Raw genomic sequence first — 19,038 nt, 5'->3', positions numbered from 1 at the left:
GGCCAGCGGTTAGGCCGCGCGGGGGCGGGAATTTTCGGGCTTTTGCCCAAAGGCGCGCGCATACCAGTGTTCGGAGACCGCTGATGACAGCCTAGCACGTGCCAAGACATTCAGGCGATCCGTTGGGTCATAGTCCCAAAGTCCAACGCTGATCTTATCGCGCCCTTGTCCGCTGCTGCCCAAGACGGTCGGGCTTGATCCGGTTCGGCGGTAAATACGCACCATACGCGCATCGAACACCCCGACGAATTGGCGAACACCAAAGCCACGCATCAATTCGCCTCCGCCCAGCATAAGGGCCGCAGCCACGCGGGCATTGGCATCCGGCGCTAAACAAAACCGAGTGGATTCCCAGATATGCGGGCTACAGATTTTGCGCCCGTCGATCAGGTCACTAAAGTGATCGTTCACCATGGTCGGCCCTGTGGTCGGCAAAAACCGCATGGACCCGCCGTGACGCCCATTGGGGGTTTGCCAGACCACGTAGAGAGGGTCTTGGTCATCATAGCCGTCACGTTCATGTCCGTTTTCATCAACAGTGACGTCCCATCCAAGACGGTCATGAAACTGCACAGCGCGGTGGCGAAACATCGAACCCGCCAAGGCTGGGTGTTGGTTCAGTTGCGATCCATAAAGATAACGTAGCATTTTCGAGCCTCCATCCGTTGGGATGGAACGCTATGCGATTGGGGTTAATTCAAGGTATGGAGAGCGTTCGTTCGGTGTTGCCTGCGCCCGTTTATTCCGCAGCGGCGCCGGTTCTGCCCGGCCAGTCACCACGCGCATTGCGGGCCGCACCGCCCATAACGATCAACCCTTCCGAGACAGCGCGGGCAACGGCATGCATCGTGTTCGAGGCCCCAAGCTTGAAACGCGCGCCTTCGACGTAGGCACGCAGGGTGTGTTCCGAGATCGCGAGCGTTTGCGCGACCTGACCGCGCGAATATCCCATGGCCAAAAGGGTCAAAACATCGACTTCGCGCCCCGACAGCGGTTTGACGGGATTGGGCAGGCGCCGTGTTTCAAGTTCCAGCGCCTTTTGGTTGAAAGAATGCGCACAAAGCAGCCAATCGCGACGGTTCTTTTCGATGATATTGGCCCAAGTGCTGTCATCGGTGTTGTCGGAAATCGAAAACATTGCGAACTGGCCGGATGGCCCGCGTATCGGGATGGAATAGCCCTGATTACCGACCCCCGCGCTGAGCGCTTCTAGCCGGAATGTAATGGCGGATTTACTTGTCCAATCCAGCGCCTTCCAATCGACGGGGTGAAACCGTTGGAAGCAGCCTATCACGACAGGATCAATGCGTAAGTACCCTTGGTCCAAGTAGTGTTGAACCCACGAGGCGGCATAGGTTCCGCAGCCGTATTGCTCCCCGTCCGCAGAGACCCAGTGATAGACCAGATGCGCGACGTCAAAGTGATCGCGCAGCGCGGTGATGCACTCTTGGAGATCGCTAAGATCTGTGGCCTGATCCAATTTCAGCAAGAACTGCCGCAGGTTGGCTTGCATTTACATTCGCCGCTTGGGGCGCCCCCTCTAGCATCGAGGTGATCTCTGACTCGGCAATGCTAGACGTGACGTCCAGTTGGGCAGCCAAAAGAGGCAACCCATTCTGGTCGGCGAAGGCACGCAGGTCGGAAATTACGTCGATGATCCATTTCTGTCCCATATTTACCCTCTGCGTGTTCCGTTAAAGAATGGTTAAGAATCGAGTATAGAACCGGAGTGATTAACAAATCACCCTACTGAAACGACCCCGCTAGAAATGAGGGGGCGGCAATTTCATAAGCGATTGAAAACGAAAAGGGCCGCGCAGCTTTTGCTGGCGGCCCTGTTTTTGGTTTGTCATGCGCGCAGTGGCCATTAGCCCTTGGCGTCGAGAACCTCTTCGAGGGTGCGTAGACCCGTCTTGGGCGCCTGAACAAGAACCGACATATTGCCCGGCTTATGCTCGTTGCGCAGCATCTTCATGTGCGCTGCTGGCAGCTCGTCCCATGGGAACACTTCGGACATGCACGGATCAAGGCGGCGCTCAACCATCAGGTTGTTAGCAGAGGACGCCTGTTTCAGGTGCGCAAAGTGGCTGCCCTGAACACGCTTTTGGTGCATCCAAAGGTAACGCACGTCAAACGTACAGTTGAAGCCTGTGGTACCCGCACAAATAACGACCATGCCGCCTTTTTTGCAGACCAAAGTGGATACTGGGAACGTCGCTTCGCCGGGGTGTTCAAACACCATGTCGACGTTGTTGCCCTTGCCTGTAATGGCCCAGATCGCCGCGCCAAACTTGCGCGCTTCTTTGAACCACGTGGCGTATTCAGGTGTGTTCACTGTCGGCAACTGGCCCCAGCAGTTGAAGTCCTTGCGGTTGATAACGCCTTTGGCACCAAGACCCATAACGAAGTCACGTTTGTCTTCGTCCGAGATCACGCCGATTGCGTTTGCGCCAGCCGTGTTGATCAGCTGGATCGCGTAGGACCCCAGACCACCGGATGCGCCCCAAACGAGCACGTTCTGACCTGGCTTAAGGTCATGTGGTTCGTGGCCGAACAACATGCGGTAGGCCGTGGCGAGCGTCAGCGTGTAGCACGCCGATTCTTCCCATGTCAGGTGCTGCGGGCGCGGCATCAATTGCTGCGCTTGCACGTTGGTGAACTGCGCGAAGGACCCATCAGGCGTCTCGTAGCCCCAGATGCGCTGAGACGTAGAGAACATCGGATCGCCACCGTTGCATTCTTCGTCATCACCGTCGTCTTGGTTGCAGTGCACAACAACTTCATCGCCGACCTTCCAGCGTTTCACTTTGTCGCCAACCGCCCAGACGATGCCAGAGGCATCAGAGCCTGCAATGTGGTATTCTGCACCGTGGCCATCAAACGGGCTGATGGGCTGGCCGAGACCGGCCCAAACGCCGTTATAGTTAACGCCTGCAGCCATAACGAGCACGAGAACTTCGTGGCTGTCGAGCTTGGGTGTGTCCACGACTTCGAGTTCGAACGCCTTATCAGGTTCGCCGTGACGTTCGCGACGGATCACCCAAGAATGCATTTGAGCGGGGACGTGACCCATGGGTGGAATTTCACCCATGTCATAGAGGTCTTTCTTCTCTGCTTCGTAAGTAAAGGTCGCGTTGTCATCGAGGGCCATGTGCATCTCCATCAGGTCCATAAACGTGATTGCTGCAGCGCGGAATCGCTGCGGCTTTGAGCAAGGATTAGAACCGTTAAAGAAAGATTGCAACTCTGTGGAGTGTTTTTTTGTAACTTTATGTCTGCTGCAACGCAGCGTTATGAGAAATGATGGGCAATCGAGTTGGCGTAGTACCGTAGAACCGTCCCATCATCTTCCGTGTAAGTAAACGACTCGGTGCCTGTCAGGATCTCACGACGGCGCAGATTTGCGATGCCATCCTTGGCAACGTCGCTTGCGCCACGGCGGGGTTTGGGCACGGAGGAGGGAAGGTTTTCTAAAGCTTCGGTAATATAGGTGGTCACTTCGGCTTCTGTTTTGGCACCCGCTAAGACGGCGTGCGCCACTAATGGCACAGGCAAGAGCGGCACCGCGCCGGCGATCCGCGTCATCAGGGAGCTGCCCACGGCTTCGGTCTCTCCTGAATGGCTTTGGACAAATTCTTTAAGAGAGAGTGGTTGACCGAAACTGACGTTCGCCGTGCCAAAGGTTGTCATTTTGCCCCTAAGCCGCGCCCAAAGATAGCCAGAGACACCGCCCAAGACCGTAAATAAGGGCGGACGGAATCGGCGTTTTCCGGATGTATAGGCCTGTATCAAGAACCGGTCTTCGAGGACGCGGTCATAGTTCAGTGCCACAGGCACAAAGATGACATCACGGCCATCTGCGTCATAGCCGTCAATGATGTAACTTAGGATACCCAAACGCGGATCACTGAGCGCCCCTGTGATGGACAAACCGCCTTCGGGAAAGACCGCTTGGGTCACCCCGCCCGCGGTCGCCATCTGCACGTAACGCGCTAAAACCCTGCGATATAAGGCGCGAGCGGGCGGTGTGCTGCGGGATTTGCGGCGAATAAAGTAACCACCCATCATCTTAATCATCGCCGACAGCGGCCAAACCCGCGCCCATTCACCGACCGCATAGGACATGGCCCCGGCGCGGCTGACCAGATGAGTGACCAGAACGTAGTCCATGTTGGAACGGTGGTTCATCACAAAGATAACGGTCGCGTCTTTGTCGATGGCTTCATATTCGGCGCGGTCAAATTGCCCAACGCGCAAACGATACAAGAAACGGGACAACCATTTCGCCAACCGCATCCCGAATGAGAAATAGGCCGTGGCTGAAAAGGACGGCACGATCTCGCGGGCGTAGTGGCGGGCCTTCTCAAAGGCCACGTCTTCGCGGACGTCTTCGGCTTTGGCGTACTCGTTGACGGCATTGATGACTTCTGGGTCAAACACCAGACGTTCAATGGTGTCGTAACGCCGCGCGAGCTTGAACGGTTCAATCGGTTTGGCCAGCCGTTTGTTGAGCCGCGCCACGACCTTTTCTGCACGGCGGCGAAAGAACCAGCGCACGGACGGAAAAAGAAAATGGGAGGCAAAGGTCACGGTGGCAAACAGTACCATCAAGACCAACAGCCAAAGGGGGATCGCAATTGGGGTCGTCATGGGGGGAAAGTGTCAGGCTTAGGCCCTAACGTAAATGGGGTCATGCCGCAGTGCAGCGCGTTGACAAAGGCATAATATGTCGGGTAGCAACACACATAAGCAATAAAATTGCGCAAACCGATTCACGAGGCCGCCCATGTCGCAGACGCAGAAAACCCTGACCAAAGACCGCCCTTGGCTGTTTCGCACCTATGCGGGCCACTCCACGGCAAAAGCGTCCAACGCGCTGTATCGGGGCAATCTGGCAAAGGGGCAGACGGGGCTTTCGGTTGCGTTCGATCTGCCAACGCAGACGGGCTATGACAGCGATCACGTGCTGGCACGGGGTGAAGTCGGTAAGGTTGGGGTTCCGGTTTGTCACTTGGGCGACATGCGTGCGTTGTTTGACGATATTCCGCTGGAAAAGATGAACACCTCAATGACGATCAACGCGACGGCCCCTTGGCTGTTGGCGCTGTATATCGCCGTTGCCGAAGAACAGGGTGCAGATGTGTCCGCCCTGCAGGGCACTGTGCAAAATGACATCATCAAAGAATACCTAAGCCGCGGGACATATATCTGTCCCCCAGCCCCGTCCCTACGAATGATTACAGATGTGGCCGCGTTTACCCGTGAACATCTTCCAAAATGGAACCCGATGAACGTCTGTTCCTACCACCTGCAAGAGGCCGGCGCGACACCCGAAGAAGAGCTGGCTTTCGCTTTGGCTACAGCAATTGCAGTTTTGGACGATCTTAAAGGCAAAGTTCCTGCCGAAAATTTCCCAGCCATGGTGGGGCGTATTTCGTTCTTTGTGAATGCGGGTATTCGGTTTGTCACCGAGATGTGCAAAATGCGCGCCTTTGTTGAACTTTGGGATGAGATTTGCGCCGAGCGCTATGGTGTTGAAGATCCGAAATTCCGCCGTTTCCGCTACGGCGTTCAGGTCAATTCATTGGGCCTGACCGAGCAGCAGCCAGAGAATAACGTTTACCGCATTCTAATCGAAATGCTGGCCGTGACATTGTCCAAAGATGCCCGCGCCCGCGCTGTGCAATTACCGGCATGGAACGAAGCCTTAGGTTTGCCGCGTCCTTGGGACCAGCAATGGTCCTTGCGGATGCAGCAGATTTTGGCGTTTGAAACTGACCTGCTGGAATACGACGATCTGTTTGAGGGCAATCCAGCGGTAGAACGCAAAGTGAATGCGCTCAAAGACGGCGCGCGTGCGGAATTGGCGCAGATTAATGCCATGGGCGATGCGCAAGAAAAGATCGAATATATGAAGGGGCGTTTGGTTGAATCCAACGCTGCCCGCATTGCTGGAATTGAAAGCGGCGAAACCACCGTTATTGGCGTGAACAAGTTCCAGAATGGTGAACCGTCGCCGCTGACGTCTGGTGAAGATGCGATTATGGTTAGTGATCCTGAAGCAGAGGCAGACCAACTTTCGCGCCTTGATGCGTGGAAAACCGAACGAGACAGTGACGCTGTTGCCAAAGCACTGGCCGACCTGAAGGCGGCGGCATTGGATGGCAGCAACATCATGATCCCATCCGTCGCGGCCGCAAAAGCAGGTGTTACAACAGGCGAATGGGCGGAAGTGATCCGTCAGGCATTCGGGCAATACCGTGGTCCGACCGGCGTGAGCCACAACCCATCCAACCGCACAGAGGGCCTCGACGAGATCCGCGAACGCGTTTCGGCGGTGAGCTCCAAACTTGGGCGTAAGTTGAAGTTCTTGATGGGCAAACCGGGCCTTGATGGTCACTCAAACGGAGCCGAACAAATCGCTGCCCGTGCGCGTGACTGCGGCATGGATATTACCTACGAAGGCATTCGTTTGACGCCTGACGAAATCCTTGAAGCAGCAGTTCGCGATGAGGCGCATGTCATTGGCCTGTCCATTCTATCGGGATCACATATTCCATTGATCACTGAATTGATGGAAAAAATGCGCACCCAAGGGCTAAATCATATTCCTGTCGTTGTCGGCGGGATTATTCCAGACGAAGACGCCGCGCATTTGGAGGCCATCGGCGTCGCGCGGGTCTACACACCCAAGGATTTCGAGTTGAATGTCATAATGAATGATATTGTGACCTTGGCTGACCCTGCGACAATTGCCGCCCAATAAAACGATTTATCAGTTCACCACACTAGAGTGAAGCCAACGTCCAATCGGCAGATTTTCGCAAATCGCGAGAAAGTTCATATCTTTTTGTCCAATTTAGGCGCATGCGTCCTTTTTTAACGCCTGCGCGTTTCTTAATGCCGATGGCATATAAAGGGGACAAACAAATGCAATTCGATCTTGAAACAATGACTCGAAAAGATCTCGAAGACCTGGGCCGTGACGTGACTATCGCTCTTGAGAACCTACGCAAACAGGATGTGAAAAAAGTTCGCGCGGAAATGGAAAAATTGGCCGCTGCCAATAATCTAACCTTGGAAGAAGTGTTGGGTGGCAAAGCGGCACGTAAGTCTGGCCCGAAAACCAAATCGGCTCCTAAATTTGCGAACCCAGCTAATGCGTCTCAAACTTGGACTGGTAAAGGTCGCCAGCCCGAATGGTTTAAATCTGCGGTTTCCGGCGGCACTGACCCGGACAGCATGGCAATCTAGACGGCCTACGGCCAGCGACACCCGAGCAGGAGTGCCGCTGGTTACCCTTAAATATTCAACGCGTTGCGCCCGAAGATAAACTGCCAGCGCGTGCCGTCTTGCATCACAATTTCACCGCCGCCCTGGACGGCCGTGTGATAGGTCGCGGTGCCGATCCCCGTCAGCCCATTTGTGCAAGACACGGGGAAGGTCACCGTCGAATTGGACGTGCCGGGCATGTACTGGCCGCGACATGTATTTCCTCCATTGGTGACCTGAAACCAGCCGCCTTCAAAAAGGGTCGCTGTCGCGGTGCCACGGTAAACGGTGTTGCTGGGGCCGACGACGGCAACCGGATGGGTAACAACATCGCAAGCAGCCAATCCACTGACGAGGGCAAGAATGCCAAGGCTTTTGTATAACATGGTAGGTCCTTTCTCTGGTTCCTCCGTCAATAATTGAACATTGTTCATGTTTGTGCGAGTCTGGAATCCCTGACCCTTGGTCGTGACTTGAACCCCTTCGCGACACGGCCTAGCATCGACGGGTCACAACAAAAGGACCGACGTCATGACCATCCATATCGGAGCCGAAAAAGACGATATCGCTGACGTGGTACTGATGCCCGGCGATCCATATCGCGCAAGATGGGCGGCCGAGACCTTCCTGACGGGGGCCAAACTGGTGCATGAAGTGCGCGGTATGTTCGGGTTCACGGGCGAATGGAACGGCCATCGCGTGACGATCCAAGGGTCCGGGATGGGGATGCCATCCATGTCGATCTACGCAAACGAACTAATACGGGATTTTGACGTTTCGACGCTTATTCGTATTGGTTCATGTGGGGGTATGCAGGAGCACGTAAAAGTGCGCGATGTGATCCTCGCACAAACGGCGACAACTGTGTCTACACCGTCTAGCACGATCTTTCGCGAGCTGAACTTTGCGCCGAGCGCGGATTTTGGGCTGTTGCACAAAGCCTATCACGCGGCTGAAAAGATCGACGTCGACGTGCATGTCGGCGGGATCTATTCCAGTGATACGTTTTATGATGAACGCCCCGACCTGAACAAAGAAATGCAGCGTCACGGGATTCTTGGTGTCGAGATGGAAGCGGCCGAGCTATACACCCTTGCTGCGCGCTATGGGCGCCGTGCGTTGGGTGTCATGACGGTATCCGACCATTTACTAACCGGAGAGGCCCTGCCGTCCGACCAACGTGAAAGCAGTTTCGCAGACATGGTCGAAATCGCCTTGAGCGCGGCCTTCGCTTAGTCCTCCAGGTAGAGCAACGCATAAAGTGCGGCGACGCGGTCCTCGCGCGGGATCGTTCCAGCACCATAACCACTGCCAAAGGCGGCTTGAGTTTCGTCGTCCTTGAGGTGTTCATCAAACACCCGACCCGCCTGCCCGATCAGATCTGACATGGCGCCGACGAAATAGCTTTCGCCGATCGCGACGCGGTTCAGATACCCCAAGCGCGCCGAGAGATAACGGCAGATGTCACGGAATTCTTCTTTGCTCTCAAATGCGAGCTTTAGGTCTGGTTCACTCATCGCAACCTCCAAATACAAAACGCCACCCAAGAGTAGGGCGGCGTTTTCATTAATCAAAGGCCAAACGACGGCTTATGCTGCGAACGGTAGGTCGTCGTAGTAAGGTTGATCGTTCTCTGGAAGGGCCTCTTGGGTGTAGTATTCATACGCCTGTTCAAGCGCATCGAGGGCTTCCTGGATTTCTTCTGGTGTTTTAGTCTGCTCTGTCATGGGTCTGACTTTCGTGGCTTTGTGGGCCTCCCGTGACTATAGGCTACACCCAGTTTCGGGGTCTTTCACGTGACAGTTCCGCATTCTCGCCATGCAAAAACTGCACATCGCACAGAATTTCCGCAGCAGTTCGAACAAAAAAGCGGCACCCCTTTACGAGGTGCCGCTTTGAAATTCACATCGGATATCGCCGATTAGACTGTGCGTTCGACCATCATTTTCTTGATGTGCGCGATGGCGGCCGCTGGGTTGAGACCCTTTGGGCACGTCTTTGCGCAGTTCATGATGGTGTGACAGCGGTAGAGCTTGAACGGATCCTCAAGGTCGTCCAGACGTTCGCCTGTGGCCTCATCACGGCTGTCGATGATCCAACGGTAGGCATGCAGCAGCGCTGCTGGCCCAAGGTAGCGATCACCGTTCCACCAATAGGATGGGCAGGAAGTAGAACAGGACGCACACATCACGCATTCATAAAGACCGTCGAGTTTCTTACGATCCTCAATGGACTGTTTCCATTCCTTGGCTGGACGGTTCGTTTTGGTTTCCAGCCACGGCATGACAGACGCGTGTTGCGCGTAGAAGTGCGTCAGGTCAGGGATCAAGTCTTTCACGACCGGCATGTGCGGCAGTGGATAGATTTTGATATCGCCCGCGATTTCATCCATGCCGTAGATACAGGCCAGCGTGTTGATACCATCGATGTTCATCGCGCAGGAACCACAGATACCTTCGCGGCAGGACCGACGGAAGGTCAGGGTCGGATCAATCTCGTTCTTGATCTTGATCAGGACATCCAGAACCATTGGTCCGCAGCTGTCCATGTCCACGAAATAGGTGTCCAAGCTCGGGTTCTTACCGTCGTCAGGGTTCCAGCGGTAGATCTGCACCTTGCGCAGATTGCTGGCGCCTTCAGGCTTGGGCCATGTTTTGCCCGTCGTCATGCGGGAATTCTTAGGCAGGGTCAGTTGAACCATTTTGGAAGGCTCCTATCAGATGTGGGCCGGAAATTAAGTGAGTGCTGAGGTTGCGCAGGTCACGGTTTCAGTGCGGGCAAGAATTTCGCCGACCAGCGCGACGTTTTCGGCGGACGTCCCACCCGCAGCCAGCGTCAGTAGTTCTTGGCCGGATGCGTTGTCGATGATGCAATCGGTGATCGCGACGCCTGCAGGACCTGGAACAGTGTCGGCAACAATTGGCGTGACAGCTGCTTTGGCGGCAGCGCGGCCCGTATCAACGGCGGCGGTTTCAACCACAGAACAGGCCGCCAGAGATGCAGCAGCAACAAGAGCAATAATCGGTTTCATAAGTCTCTCCATACTTAAGTTAACGCAATACGAGGGGGCGGATCGGGGCAGCGCCCGTTTGATCATAAATGCATTCGGCGTAGACGTCGTTTGGATCCCGCCCAGCGAGGTAATCCGACGTCAGGCTGATTTGCACATCGCTATAGGGTCCCGTGTTGCTATTAGCACCAACGCTAACAGATCCGGTTGGGCCTTGCGCGGCTCTTGCTTTCTCTTCGCAAATTTCCGCCGCCCGTTCGGGTGTTGCAGGCGCTGCCGCGCATGCGGCCACAGGTAAGAACACAGCCAAGATCGCAACAAGACGGTTCACGATGCGGCCTCCTGCATGCAGGTTGCCATACCGTTCAGGTCTTGGATGCCACCCAAAATGTCAGACTGCTCTGCTCCGGTTTGCGCCGCGAGAAAGGCATGAACCTGATTGTCCGCCATGCGATCCAGAATGCAATCTACAGCTGACGGTTCCGTCAGATCAGCGGGCGACAGCCCCATATAGACAGCCAGTTTCCCGCGCGCGGCGTTGCGGTCTGCAGCACTTGCCGTGCCGCATCCCATAACAGCCAAGATTGCGAGGAAACCAGCGAGGCGCATTAGAACGTCCGTTCTTTTGGCGCGATCTTCTTGAGGCTGATGCCGCCTTCTTTTTCCGTGCTCAGCGGTTCTGTGATCACTGGACGGTGAGACAGTTCGACCTTTGCGCCCTCGATGCGGCTGATTGTGTGAACGCGCCAGTTTTCATCGTCGCGCGTAGCATAATCTTCATGAGCGTGGGCGCCACGGGATTCTTTACGCGCTTCGGCACCGACGATTGTGGCCAATGCGTTTGGCATCAAGTTGTCGAGTTCCAGCGTTTCCATCAGGTCCGAGTTCCAAACGAGGCTGCGGTCGGTGACTTTGAGGTCGCCCATTTTGCCCGCGATGGCTGTCATCTTTTCGACGCCCTCTTTCAAGGTCTTGTCTGTACGGAACACAGCAGCATCTGCTTGCATCGCCTTTTGCATTTCAAGGCGCAGATCGGCGGTTGTTGTGCCACCGTCCGCGTTGCGCAGACCATCAAAGCGATCAAACGCTTTATCGACAGATGCGGTGTTCGTGGATGGGATCGCAGAAGAGCGGTCCACGACTTCGCCAGCGCGGATCGCCGCGGCACGACCAAAGACCACAAGGTCGATGAGGCTATTGGACCCAAGACGGTTCGCACCGTGAACGGACGCACAGCCCGCTTCGCCAACGGCCATCAGGCCCGGCACAACGGCGTTCGGGTCTTTTGCAGTCGGGTTCAGGACTTCGCCGAAGTAGTTCGTTGGAATGCCGCCCATGTTATAGTGCACGGTTGGCAATACAGGGATCGGTTCTTTGTTCACGTCCACACCCGCAAAGATTTTCGCGGATTCTGAGATACCTGGAAGGCGTTCAGCCAAGGCTTCTTTCGGAAGATGGTTGAGGTTCAGGTGGATGTGGTCGCCATTGGCGCCAACACCGCGGCCTTCGCGAATTTCCATCGTCATACAGCGGGACACGTAATCACGCGGCGCGAGGTCTTTGTAGTTCGGCGCGTAGCGTTCCATGAACCGTTCGCCCTCGGAGTTGGTCAGATAACCGCCTTCGCCGCGTGCACCCTCGGTGATCAAACAGCCGGAACCGTAGATGCCTGTCGGGTGGAACTGAACGAATTCCATATCCTGCAATGGCAGGCCCGCACGGGCCACCATGCCGCCACCGTCACCTGTACAGGTGTGCGCCGACGTGGCAGAGAAATATGCGCGCCCATAACCACCAGTCGCCAAAACGACCATCTTGGCGTTGAAGACGTGCATCGTGCCATCGTCTAGCTTCCAGCAGACAACGCCTGTGCAGACACCGTCATCGGACATGATCAAATCGATCGCAAAGTATTCGATGTAGAACTCAGCCTGCTGTTTCAGAGACTGACCATACAGCGTGTGAAGGATCGCGTGGCCTGTCCGGTCAGCGGCGGCACAGGTGCGCTGCACCGCGGGGCCTTCGCCGAATTCGGTTGTGTGACCACCGAAGGGACGCTGGTAGATCTTGCCTTCTTCCGTACGAGAGAATGGCACGCCATAGTGTTCAAGTTCATAAACCGCTTTGGGCGCTTCGCGAGCGAGGTATTCCATCGCATCCGTGTCACCCAACCAGTCAGACCCTTTTACGGTGTCATACATGTGCCACTGCCAGTGATCCGGCCCCATGTTGGACAGGGATGCCGCGATACCGCCTTGTGCCGCAACAGTGTGCGAGCGGGTCGGGAAAACCTTGGAAATACACGCGGTGCGCAGGCCTTGTTCAGCCATGCCGAGCGTGGCGCGCAAACCAGCGCCGCCTGCCCCAACCACAACAACATCATATTCGTGGGTTTCGTATTCGTATTCAGCCATGGGAAATGTCCAGTCTTATAGGGCCCGATTTACAGGGCAACTCGCACGATGGCGAAAACGCCAGCAGCAGCGGCGGCGTAGCTCAGGCAGATAGAGCCGATGATCAGTGCTTTGCGGGCAAAGCCGTGCACGTAATCTTCGATCAATGTCTGCACGCCACCTTTGAAATGGTAGAAACCGACCAGCAAGGTCAGAATGCCAACAATCGCGGGAAATGGGCGGGCGTAGTATGCGGCGGCGTCCTCATAGGACATGCCCAGCGCATACCCGAAAGTGAAGACAAACAGCGGCACAAGAACACACAGTCCAACAGCGGATACCATCATCTGCCAGTGGTGTTGAGTTCCGGATTTAGCGGAGCCCATGCCCACCGCGCGTTTACGATCAGTCAAAAAAGCCATGTTTCAGCCCCCTTACAATACGATGACGGTGAAGATGGTCAGCAAGACCGACACAATGATGATCGCCATGCCAGCGAGCTCGGAACGTTCAACGTCAAGCATATGCCCGCTATCCCACACGAGGTGACGGATGCCAGCAAGCATGTGATACCAAATACAGGCCACAGACCCGAACATGATCAAGTCGCCAAACCAGCTGGTGATGAACCCATTTGCGCGAGCGTAGGCAACAGGCCCAGCGGCGAGTGCTACGAACCACCAAACCGCCAACAACGCGCCTACAATCAGAGCGTTCCCTGTGAGACGTGTAAAGATAGACGTCATTGAGGTGAGTTGTGGTCGATAGATCGACAAATGCGGAGAAAGCGGGCGATTGCCCCTATTCACGTCGGCCATGTATTCAATCCCTTACGCTGGCTATTTGCCGCAGCTATGCCACGGCATATCTTGCCACCTTCTTAAAGGATATTCCGCGAGTGTCACGAAGCGTGGGCGCTAACATGGTGGAAAATTCACCGTCGGAGCCCACTTTTTTCGATTTGTGATCACAGCTTTGCGGCGAGTGATCACAAATTAGGCGGACACCATGGGGTTGAAAATCCCTACAGAAACAGTCGGAAATTATACCCTTCACCATCGTTCAGACGGGAATCAACGCCCAGTAATCCAGATCAAGCAGCACATGTGGCAGGTATTTTCCGTCCTCTCCCTTTAGCGCGCCGACGACCCCGCCTTTGGTCGCAACGAGCCGCAATCGGATCGCGCCGACACCCGGTGCAGAGGTTGGCGCGGTATCGAGAACCTCGGACCATGCGCGCACGGTGTCCCCCGAAAAACACGGGTTCGCATGGGCACCGCCATTGATAGCAACCATCGTTTGCGCATTGGCGAGGCCGTTGAACGTCAGCGCCCGCGCCATTGAGATCACGTGACCGCCATAGATCAAGCGATTGCCGTCTGGGCGAGACGTGACATCAAAGTGAACCTTGGCGGTATTCTGCCAAAGACGGGTCGCCATCATGTGTTCGGCTTCCTCAATTGTCACACCATCAACGTGGTCAATGATCTCGCCGACTTTGTAGTCCCCAAAACGGTGCGGCTCTCCGGCGAGCGTAAAGTCATAGTTCTCAAAATTCAGGCCCTTGGGGATCGTCAGATCAGCGACCTCAACGACTTTGGCGAGATCGGGAATGACCGTTTCTGGCGCAGGCGCATCCAGATTGCCTTTGCGCACCATAACCCAGCGCACGAATTGCATGACGGTTTCGCCGTTTTGGTTCGTGCCCGTGGTGCGCACATAAACAACGCCGGATTTGCCGTTAGAATTCTGCTTAAGGCCGATGACTTCGGATGTAGAACGGATCGTGTCACCCGGCCAGACAGGCAAAAGCCAGCGGCATTCCGCATAGCCAAGGTTCGCAACAGCGTTCAATGAAATGTCGGGCACGGACTTACCGAAAACGATATGAAACGCGATCAAGTCGTCCAGTGGGCTGTTTGGCAATCCGCAGTCTTGGGCGAAGGCATCCGAGGAGTGCAGCGCATGACGTGCCGGATAGAGCATGTGATACAGTGCGCGTTCTCCACCGGACACGGTCCGTGGCACGGCGTGGTCGATCACTTGCCCAACGGTGTAATCTTCGAAGAAGCGGCCGGAGTTTGTTTTGGTCATTGTTGGCCCAACTTCATGTCTGGAGTGTACTCTACATCGATGTCTTTGGTGACGGCTTGGCCGCAGCGCAGCACGCCGTTGGCCTGATCAAACGTGTATTGCGGGTCGCCATGGAGCGCCCACCCTTTGGAAAGGGCCTCACTGACTTTGTGACAGAATGCGGAGGTGTCGTCCTCGGTGAGGAAACGGTAAATAGTGGTCATAGATTATCCAAACGGGTTGTAGCCGAGCCAAAGGTGAATGCCTGCAACGATGCTGAACACCACAAGGGTGGCAACGGCGGCGATGACTTCGGATTTGATCGGTGGGGCGTGGTAGGCGCCGCGTGGACCTTGGGCGCGGTTGATCACGACCATTTCAGCGACAGCCCAGATACCAAGACCACCAAACAGGACGAAAGACGTCGTATCCCCGTTCACCAAGAGGTGCGCGATGGACCAAACAACCATCGCCGTCAGTTGCGGATGGCGGATGATGCGAGTGATGCGCGTGCCCTTACCGGACGCGGCAAACAGGTAAAACGCAAACAACATCAAAATGTTGTTTATGCCTGTCATGGCAGAAGAGCGGCCCCAGAAGCCTGCGCCGTCGGCCATGCGGTAGCCAATCACCATAAGAACAATGGCGATAACGCTACCGATGGCAACGATGCCTTTGCCCTTTTCGCCAAACGCGGCGCGGTGATCTGGTGCGACCCGTTTCCAGAAATGGACACCCGCCCAAAGGGCGAGACCGAGGATGATAAGTGTCATTGGCTTTCAAGCTCCGCGATGGCTGCTGCTTTGGCCAAGGTCGCGCGGGCGGTGACGATATGCAAGTTCTCGACGATCTTGCCGTCAACAACGGCGACACCCTGCCCCGCAGCCTCTGCCTCCGCGAAAGCGGCGATCTGGCGCTCGGCGAGGTCGATTTCATCCGCTGTGGGGGCAAAAGCAGCATTCGCAGCGTCGACCTGTGCAGGGTGGATCAGGGTTTTGCCGTCAAAGCCCATGTCGCGGCCTTGTTCGCATTCCACTTTGAACCCTTCTTCGTCTTTGAAGGCGTTATAGACGCCGTCCACGGCAACAACGCCGTGCGCGCGGGCAGCCAAAAGGCACAATTGCAAAGACGTGAGCAGCGGTTCACGATCGGCACGGTTGCGGGTGTTCAAATCTTTGGCGAGGTCGTTTGTCCCCAGCACAAAGCCTTTGATCTTTGGGTGCGCCGCAATTTCGAGCGCGTTCAGGATACCGAGCGGCGTTTCCATCATCGCCCAGATCGGCTTGTCCGTGAGAGCCGCCAGTGCATCTACGTCTGCGGCGCTGTTTACTTTGGGCAACAGCACTGCATCGCACTCCATCTTATCGGCGGCGGCGGCGTCTTCTTTGCCCCACTGCGTGTCCAACCCGTTAATGCGCACGACGCGCAGGCGGGTCCCGTAGCCGCCCTTACCAAGCTCTTCGGCCAAGGTTGTGCGAGCGACGATCTTTTCTGCCGGTGTGACCGCGTCTTCGAGATCAAACAGGATCACATCGACGGGCAAGCCGCGGGCTTTATCCAGTGCGCGGGGCTTGGAGCCAGGAATATAAAGGGCGGAACGGTGTGGTCGTGACATGGCGAACTCTCGATTTTGGGCCCGCACGGGCCTTGAAATTATGTTGCGCCAAAAGGGCCAGATTTTTTGTGATGTTGCAAGGGCGAAAATGCCGCATCGCAGCGCAACGGCACCGTTCCAGTCCGTTAACCAATTATCAAAGGTTAACGGCGCAGACTGATTGCAGGTTTTAAGCTGAAATTCACCACGTCCGGCGGACCTGTTTGCCGCCGCTGTAAGGAGACGAATGCAATGTCCAAGATCATGAGCCTCGCCTGTGCCACGACTTTTCTAGCCTCGGCTGCCGCCGCGCAGTCCAACAATTGCGCCCAACATGCGCTTGTCGTTGAACGACTTGCCACCGGTTATGGTGAATCGCGCCAGTCAATCGGGGTGGGATCTGACAACACCGTGGTTGAAGTGTTTGCTTCGCTCGAAACCGGAACTTGGACAATCACCGTCACAATGCCCGGTGGGCCGACGTGCCTTGTCGCAAGCGGCGAAGCCTTTCAGGTCTTGGCTGAGGGTCTGCCGAACATGGATAGTGGGGCTTAACCAGTCAGTCCGTCCCAGATCAATTTGATCGACACGGCCAACAGCATCCAAGTTACGATCGCATAGAATACCCGCACTGGAATCACTCGAACCAGCTGATAAGCCACCATTACGCCAAGAAAGGCAGGCACGAACAACACTAACGTCACCTTGAGGCTTTCGAATTGGAGCTGCCCCAACATGTAGTAAGGTATGACCTTCAACATGTTCATAATCGCAAATGCAACCGCCGTCGTGCCTGCAAAAATCATTTTTGGCAGGCCCAGCGGTAGCACCCAAACCTGCCAAGGTGGTGCTCCGGCGTGGCTTACAAAGCTGGTAAAACCTGCGATCGATGCCCAGATCCAACCAGCCTTTTTGTTAATCGGTTTTGGATCAACTTCGCCTTTACGACTGGTCAACAAATAAAGCGCAAATACAAGCCCGATAAGCCCAATCAGGACCCGGACAAGCCGTTCAGGGACGACATGCGCTGTTGCCCAACCAACGGCCGTCCCGACAAGCAGCCCAACGAACGCGATCCTGACGACCCCCCAGTGGATGTGATTTCGGTAGGCCCAGACCCCGAAGACATCCGAGAAGAGGAAGACCGGGAGCAAGAGCCCTGCAGCCGCGACTGGCGAGATCGATAGGGCCATAATTGGTACGGCCAACGTCCCGAATGCGGGTGCCCCACCTTTCGACAAGCCAATGCAAAACGCCGCGAGAAGCGCCAGCGCCCAGAATGTCGTGCCTTCCATGAATTGGCCTTTCGCAGACGGGAATCACCAAGCGGGTTCGGCATGCAATTGTATACCGGTGACCTGTGCTTTGTTTACGCTAACGCAATGTTTCGTCCATAAACAATGACCAATAAATAAGGGCTTGCGTGATGCGGCGGTGCGGCGGGCTTGCACGATGGTGCGCAAAGGACTAGGCAACCTTCGGAAATACACCACTACGATCAACCTGAACGTACACGAAGGATCCATTCAAAATGGCCAGACCTAAAATTGCCCTGATCGGCGCCGGCAACATCGGCGGCACCCTTGCCCACCTCGCAGCTGTGAAAGAACTCGGTGACGTTGTCATGTTCGACATCGCTGACGGCTTGCCACAGGGTAAAGCCCTCGACATCGCAGAATCCGGCCCGTCCGAAGGCTTTGACGCTGCAATGTCCGGCACTTCCGATTACGCTGATATCGCGGGCGCAGACGTATGTATCGTGACAGCCGGTGTCGCACGTAAGCCGGGCATGTCCCGTGATGACCTGTTGGGCATCAACCTCAAGGTTATGAAATCTGTTGGCGAAGGTATCGCCAAGCACGCACCAAACGCGTTCGTTATCTGTATCACAAACCCGCTGGACGCGATGGTTTGGGCACTGCGCGAATTCAGTGGCCTGCCACACAACATGGTTTGCGGCATGGCGGGTGTTCTTGACTCCGCACGCTTCCGTCACTTCCTTGCTGAAGAGTTCGAAGTTTCCATGCGCGACGTGACTGCGTTTGTTTTGGGCGGCCACGGCGACACGATGGTGCCATCTGTGCGTTACTCCACGGTTGCCGGCATTCCATTGCCTGACCTGATCGAAATGGGTTGGACAACACAGGACAAGATGGACGCAATCGTTCAGCGGACACGTGATGGCGGCGCAGAAATCGTTGGCCTGTTGAAAACAGGGTCTGCGTTCTACGCTCCTGCAACATCCGCAATTGAAATGGCAGAAGCCTTCTTGAAAGACCAAAAACGCGTTCTGCCATGTGCAGCATACGTTGACGGCGCGCTTGGCCTGAACGGCATGTATGTTGGCGTTCCAACAGTGATCGGCGCCGGCGGTGTTGAGCGTGTTGTGAACATCAAGCTGAACAAAGAAGAGCAAGAGATGTTCGACACATCCGTTGCTGCGGTTCAGGGTCTTGTTAAGGCATGTCAGGATATTGACGGCTCTTTGGCGTAAGCCAAACGACCCAGACGATCTTAAACGGGCGCTCACTAGGGCGCCCGTTTTCTTTTGGGCCTCGCCCAAGCTAGGTTTTGGCTTATGTGATTCCCCGTAAAGCAGGAATAAACACTGTTTGCGCTCCCACATTGGAGATTTGTGATCACACCCTAAAACACTGTGATCACAAATGTCGCTTTTTCGGGTAAAGTTGAAAAAA

Annotated in this window: 25 protein-coding genes; 5 read left to right on the top strand and 20 right to left on the bottom strand. The window is 55.6% G+C overall.

Features of this window, described 5'->3' with window-relative positions; all coding sequences use genetic code 11:
* Positions 1-9: 9 nt before the first annotated feature.
* The 5 genes from KO486_RS01105 to KO486_RS01085 form a co-directional block, all read right to left on the bottom strand.
* Entirely contained in the window at positions 10-648 is a 639-nt protein-coding gene (locus KO486_RS01105) for an acyl-homoserine-lactone synthase (protein ID WP_216035383.1), read from the bottom strand.
* Positions 649-739: 91 nt separating this feature from the next.
* A complete protein-coding gene (locus KO486_RS01100) occupies positions 740-1,513 on the bottom strand; it encodes a LuxR family transcriptional regulator (RefSeq protein ID WP_216035382.1) in 774 nt (257 codons plus the stop codon).
* Positions 1,458-1,673 (bottom strand): hypothetical protein, encoded by a 216-nt coding sequence (locus KO486_RS01095; protein WP_216035381.1) that lies wholly within the window; start codon positions 1,671-1,673, stop codon positions 1,458-1,460. The genes KO486_RS01100 and KO486_RS01095 overlap by 56 nt, the downstream gene beginning before the upstream one ends.
* 194 nt (positions 1,674-1,867) lie before the next feature.
* The gene (gene ccrA, locus KO486_RS01090; RefSeq protein WP_216035380.1) at positions 1,868-3,151 is read right to left on the bottom strand and encodes a crotonyl-CoA carboxylase/reductase; all 1,284 of its coding nucleotides are present in this window, start codon (positions 3,149-3,151) and stop codon (positions 1,868-1,870) included.
* 140 nt (positions 3,152-3,291) lie between these two features.
* Positions 3,292-4,650, bottom strand: a complete 1,359-nt coding sequence (locus KO486_RS01085) for a 1-acyl-sn-glycerol-3-phosphate acyltransferase (RefSeq protein WP_216035379.1) — start codon at positions 4,648-4,650, stop codon at positions 3,292-3,294.
* Positions 4,651-4,786: 136 nt separating this feature from the next.
* On the opposite strand from KO486_RS01085, the gene KO486_RS01080 reads away from it, so the two are divergent.
* Both KO486_RS01080 and KO486_RS01075 read left to right on the top strand, forming a co-directional pair.
* Positions 4,787-6,766: a protein meaA gene (locus KO486_RS01080; protein WP_216035378.1), complete on the top strand. Its 1,980-nt coding sequence runs from the start codon at positions 4,787-4,789 to the stop codon at positions 6,764-6,766.
* Between the two features lie 164 nt (positions 6,767-6,930).
* Complete coding sequence (locus KO486_RS01075) at positions 6,931-7,254, top strand: H-NS histone family protein (RefSeq protein ID WP_216035377.1); 324 nt, start codon at positions 6,931-6,933, stop codon at positions 7,252-7,254.
* A 47-nt stretch (positions 7,255-7,301) separates the two neighbouring features.
* On the opposite strand, the gene KO486_RS01070 is transcribed toward KO486_RS01075, so the two are convergent.
* A complete protein-coding gene (locus KO486_RS01070) occupies positions 7,302-7,658 on the bottom strand; it encodes a hypothetical protein (protein ID WP_216035376.1) in 357 nt (118 codons plus the stop codon).
* Positions 7,659-7,803: 145 nt separating this feature from the next.
* Between KO486_RS01070 and deoD the strand changes: the two genes are divergently transcribed.
* Positions 7,804-8,508, top strand: coding sequence for a purine-nucleoside phosphorylase (deoD, locus tag KO486_RS01065; protein WP_216035375.1), 705 nt, complete (start codon positions 7,804-7,806; stop codon positions 8,506-8,508).
* Here the strand turns inward: deoD and KO486_RS01060 are convergent.
* The 13 genes from KO486_RS01060 to KO486_RS01000 form a co-directional block, all read right to left on the bottom strand.
* Entirely contained in the window at positions 8,505-8,789 is a 285-nt protein-coding gene (locus KO486_RS01060) for a hypothetical protein (RefSeq protein ID WP_216035374.1), read from the bottom strand. The genes deoD and KO486_RS01060 overlap by 4 nt on opposite strands.
* 72 nt (positions 8,790-8,861) lie before the next feature.
* The gene (locus KO486_RS01055) at positions 8,862-8,999 is read right to left on the bottom strand and encodes a hypothetical protein (RefSeq protein ID WP_216035373.1); all 138 of its coding nucleotides are present in this window, start codon (positions 8,997-8,999) and stop codon (positions 8,862-8,864) included.
* 194 nt (positions 9,000-9,193) lie between these two features.
* Positions 9,194-9,973, bottom strand: coding sequence for a succinate dehydrogenase iron-sulfur subunit (locus KO486_RS01050; protein WP_216035372.1), 780 nt, complete (start codon positions 9,971-9,973; stop codon positions 9,194-9,196).
* Between the two features lie 33 nt (positions 9,974-10,006).
* Complete coding sequence (locus KO486_RS01045; RefSeq protein WP_216035371.1) at positions 10,007-10,303, bottom strand: succinate dehydrogenase; 297 nt, start codon at positions 10,301-10,303, stop codon at positions 10,007-10,009.
* A gap of 19 nt (positions 10,304-10,322) precedes the next feature.
* Entirely contained in the window at positions 10,323-10,613 is a 291-nt protein-coding gene (locus KO486_RS01040) for a hypothetical protein (RefSeq protein WP_216035370.1), read from the bottom strand.
* Complete coding sequence (locus tag KO486_RS01035) at positions 10,610-10,891, bottom strand: hypothetical protein (RefSeq protein WP_216035369.1); 282 nt, start codon at positions 10,889-10,891, stop codon at positions 10,610-10,612. Before KO486_RS01035 ends, KO486_RS01040 begins: the two co-directional genes overlap by 4 nt.
* Positions 10,891-12,696: a succinate dehydrogenase flavoprotein subunit gene (gene sdhA / locus KO486_RS01030; protein WP_216035368.1), complete on the bottom strand. Its 1,806-nt coding sequence runs from the start codon at positions 12,694-12,696 to the stop codon at positions 10,891-10,893. The genes KO486_RS01035 and sdhA overlap by 1 nt, the downstream gene beginning before the upstream one ends.
* A gap of 29 nt (positions 12,697-12,725) precedes the next feature.
* Positions 12,726-13,097, bottom strand: coding sequence for a succinate dehydrogenase, hydrophobic membrane anchor protein (gene sdhD / locus KO486_RS01025; protein WP_216035367.1), 372 nt, complete (start codon positions 13,095-13,097; stop codon positions 12,726-12,728).
* A 12-nt stretch (positions 13,098-13,109) separates the two neighbouring features.
* Complete coding sequence (sdhC, locus tag KO486_RS01020; RefSeq protein ID WP_216035366.1) at positions 13,110-13,493, bottom strand: succinate dehydrogenase, cytochrome b556 subunit; 384 nt, start codon at positions 13,491-13,493, stop codon at positions 13,110-13,112.
* Between the two features lie 244 nt (positions 13,494-13,737).
* Entirely contained in the window at positions 13,738-14,769 is a 1,032-nt protein-coding gene (locus tag KO486_RS01015) for a MaoC family dehydratase (protein WP_216035365.1), read from the bottom strand.
* The gene (locus KO486_RS01010) at positions 14,766-14,972 is read right to left on the bottom strand and encodes a DUF1737 domain-containing protein (RefSeq protein ID WP_216035364.1); all 207 of its coding nucleotides are present in this window, start codon (positions 14,970-14,972) and stop codon (positions 14,766-14,768) included. Before KO486_RS01010 ends, KO486_RS01015 begins: the two co-directional genes overlap by 4 nt.
* 3 nt (positions 14,973-14,975) lie before the next feature.
* The gene (locus KO486_RS01005; protein ID WP_216035363.1) at positions 14,976-15,521 is read right to left on the bottom strand and encodes an NnrU family protein; all 546 of its coding nucleotides are present in this window, start codon (positions 15,519-15,521) and stop codon (positions 14,976-14,978) included.
* Positions 15,518-16,363 (bottom strand): CoA ester lyase, encoded by an 846-nt coding sequence (locus KO486_RS01000; protein WP_216035362.1) that lies wholly within the window; start codon positions 16,361-16,363, stop codon positions 15,518-15,520. The genes KO486_RS01005 and KO486_RS01000 overlap by 4 nt, the downstream gene beginning before the upstream one ends.
* A 231-nt stretch (positions 16,364-16,594) precedes the next feature.
* Here KO486_RS01000 and KO486_RS00995 point away from each other — a divergent pair, with 231 nt between their 5' ends.
* Complete coding sequence (locus KO486_RS00995; protein ID WP_216035361.1) at positions 16,595-16,897, top strand: hypothetical protein; 303 nt, start codon at positions 16,595-16,597, stop codon at positions 16,895-16,897.
* Here the strand turns inward: KO486_RS00995 and KO486_RS00990 are convergent.
* Positions 16,894-17,637: a sulfite exporter TauE/SafE family protein gene (locus KO486_RS00990; RefSeq protein ID WP_216035360.1), complete on the bottom strand. Its 744-nt coding sequence runs from the start codon at positions 17,635-17,637 to the stop codon at positions 16,894-16,896. The genes KO486_RS00995 and KO486_RS00990 overlap by 4 nt on opposite strands.
* 236 nt (positions 17,638-17,873) lie before the next feature.
* On the opposite strand from KO486_RS00990, the gene mdh reads away from it, so the two are divergent.
* Positions 17,874-18,836, top strand: a complete 963-nt coding sequence (mdh, locus tag KO486_RS00985) for a malate dehydrogenase (protein ID WP_216035359.1) — start codon at positions 17,874-17,876, stop codon at positions 18,834-18,836.
* Positions 18,837-19,038 lie beyond the last annotated feature (202 nt).

Origin of the sequence: Octadecabacter sp. B2R22 (assembly GCF_018861045.1) — a bacterium.
GTDB lineage: Bacteria > Pseudomonadota > Alphaproteobacteria > Rhodobacterales > Rhodobacteraceae > Octadecabacter.
Note: the sequence above shows the minus strand (reverse complement) of the source record. Positions and strands in the feature narration are given on the sequence as shown.

Coding starts and splice junctions, on each gene's coding strand:
- sdhD (WP_216035367.1), bottom strand. CDS start 13,097: ATGGCTTTTTTGACTGATCGTAAACGCGCGGTGGGCATGGGCTCCGCT.
- deoD (WP_216035375.1), top strand. CDS start 7,804: ATGACCATCCATATCGGAGCCGAAAAAGACGATATCGCTGACGTGGTA.
- sdhC (WP_216035366.1), bottom strand. CDS start 13,493: ATGGCCGACGTGAATAGGGGCAATCGCCCGCTTTCTCCGCATTTGTCG.
- KO486_RS01035 (WP_216035369.1), bottom strand. CDS start 10,891: ATGCGCCTCGCTGGTTTCCTCGCAATCTTGGCTGTTATGGGATGCGGC.
- KO486_RS01105 (WP_216035383.1), bottom strand. CDS start 648: ATGCTACGTTATCTTTATGGATCGCAACTGAACCAACACCCAGCCTTG.
- KO486_RS01015 (WP_216035365.1), bottom strand. CDS start 14,769: ATGACCAAAACAAACTCCGGCCGCTTCTTCGAAGATTACACCGTTGGG.
- KO486_RS01055 (WP_216035373.1), bottom strand. CDS start 8,999: ATGACAGAGCAGACTAAAACACCAGAAGAAATCCAGGAAGCCCTCGAT.
- KO486_RS01060 (WP_216035374.1), bottom strand. CDS start 8,789: ATGAGTGAACCAGACCTAAAGCTCGCATTTGAGAGCAAAGAAGAATTC.
- sdhA (WP_216035368.1), bottom strand. CDS start 12,696: ATGGCTGAATACGAATACGAAACCCACGAATATGATGTTGTTGTGGTT.
- KO486_RS00995 (WP_216035361.1), top strand. CDS start 16,595: ATGTCCAAGATCATGAGCCTCGCCTGTGCCACGACTTTTCTAGCCTCG.
- KO486_RS01000 (WP_216035362.1), bottom strand. CDS start 16,363: ATGTCACGACCACACCGTTCCGCCCTTTATATTCCTGGCTCCAAGCCC.
- KO486_RS01005 (WP_216035363.1), bottom strand. CDS start 15,521: ATGACACTTATCATCCTCGGTCTCGCCCTTTGGGCGGGTGTCCATTTC.
- ccrA (WP_216035380.1), bottom strand. CDS start 3,151: ATGGCCCTCGATGACAACGCGACCTTTACTTACGAAGCAGAGAAGAAA.
- KO486_RS01095 (WP_216035381.1), bottom strand. CDS start 1,673: ATGGGACAGAAATGGATCATCGACGTAATTTCCGACCTGCGTGCCTTC.
- KO486_RS01070 (WP_216035376.1), bottom strand. CDS start 7,658: ATGTTATACAAAAGCCTTGGCATTCTTGCCCTCGTCAGTGGATTGGCT.
- KO486_RS00990 (WP_216035360.1), bottom strand. CDS start 17,637: ATGGAAGGCACGACATTCTGGGCGCTGGCGCTTCTCGCGGCGTTTTGC.
- KO486_RS01050 (WP_216035372.1), bottom strand. CDS start 9,973: ATGGTTCAACTGACCCTGCCTAAGAATTCCCGCATGACGACGGGCAAA.
- KO486_RS01075 (WP_216035377.1), top strand. CDS start 6,931: ATGCAATTCGATCTTGAAACAATGACTCGAAAAGATCTCGAAGACCTG.
- mdh (WP_216035359.1), top strand. CDS start 17,874: ATGGCCAGACCTAAAATTGCCCTGATCGGCGCCGGCAACATCGGCGGC.
- KO486_RS01085 (WP_216035379.1), bottom strand. CDS start 4,650: ATGACGACCCCAATTGCGATCCCCCTTTGGCTGTTGGTCTTGATGGTA.
- KO486_RS01100 (WP_216035382.1), bottom strand. CDS start 1,513: ATGCAAGCCAACCTGCGGCAGTTCTTGCTGAAATTGGATCAGGCCACA.
- KO486_RS01045 (WP_216035371.1), bottom strand. CDS start 10,303: ATGAAACCGATTATTGCTCTTGTTGCTGCTGCATCTCTGGCGGCCTGT.
- KO486_RS01010 (WP_216035364.1), bottom strand. CDS start 14,972: ATGACCACTATTTACCGTTTCCTCACCGAGGACGACACCTCCGCATTC.
- KO486_RS01080 (WP_216035378.1), top strand. CDS start 4,787: ATGTCGCAGACGCAGAAAACCCTGACCAAAGACCGCCCTTGGCTGTTT.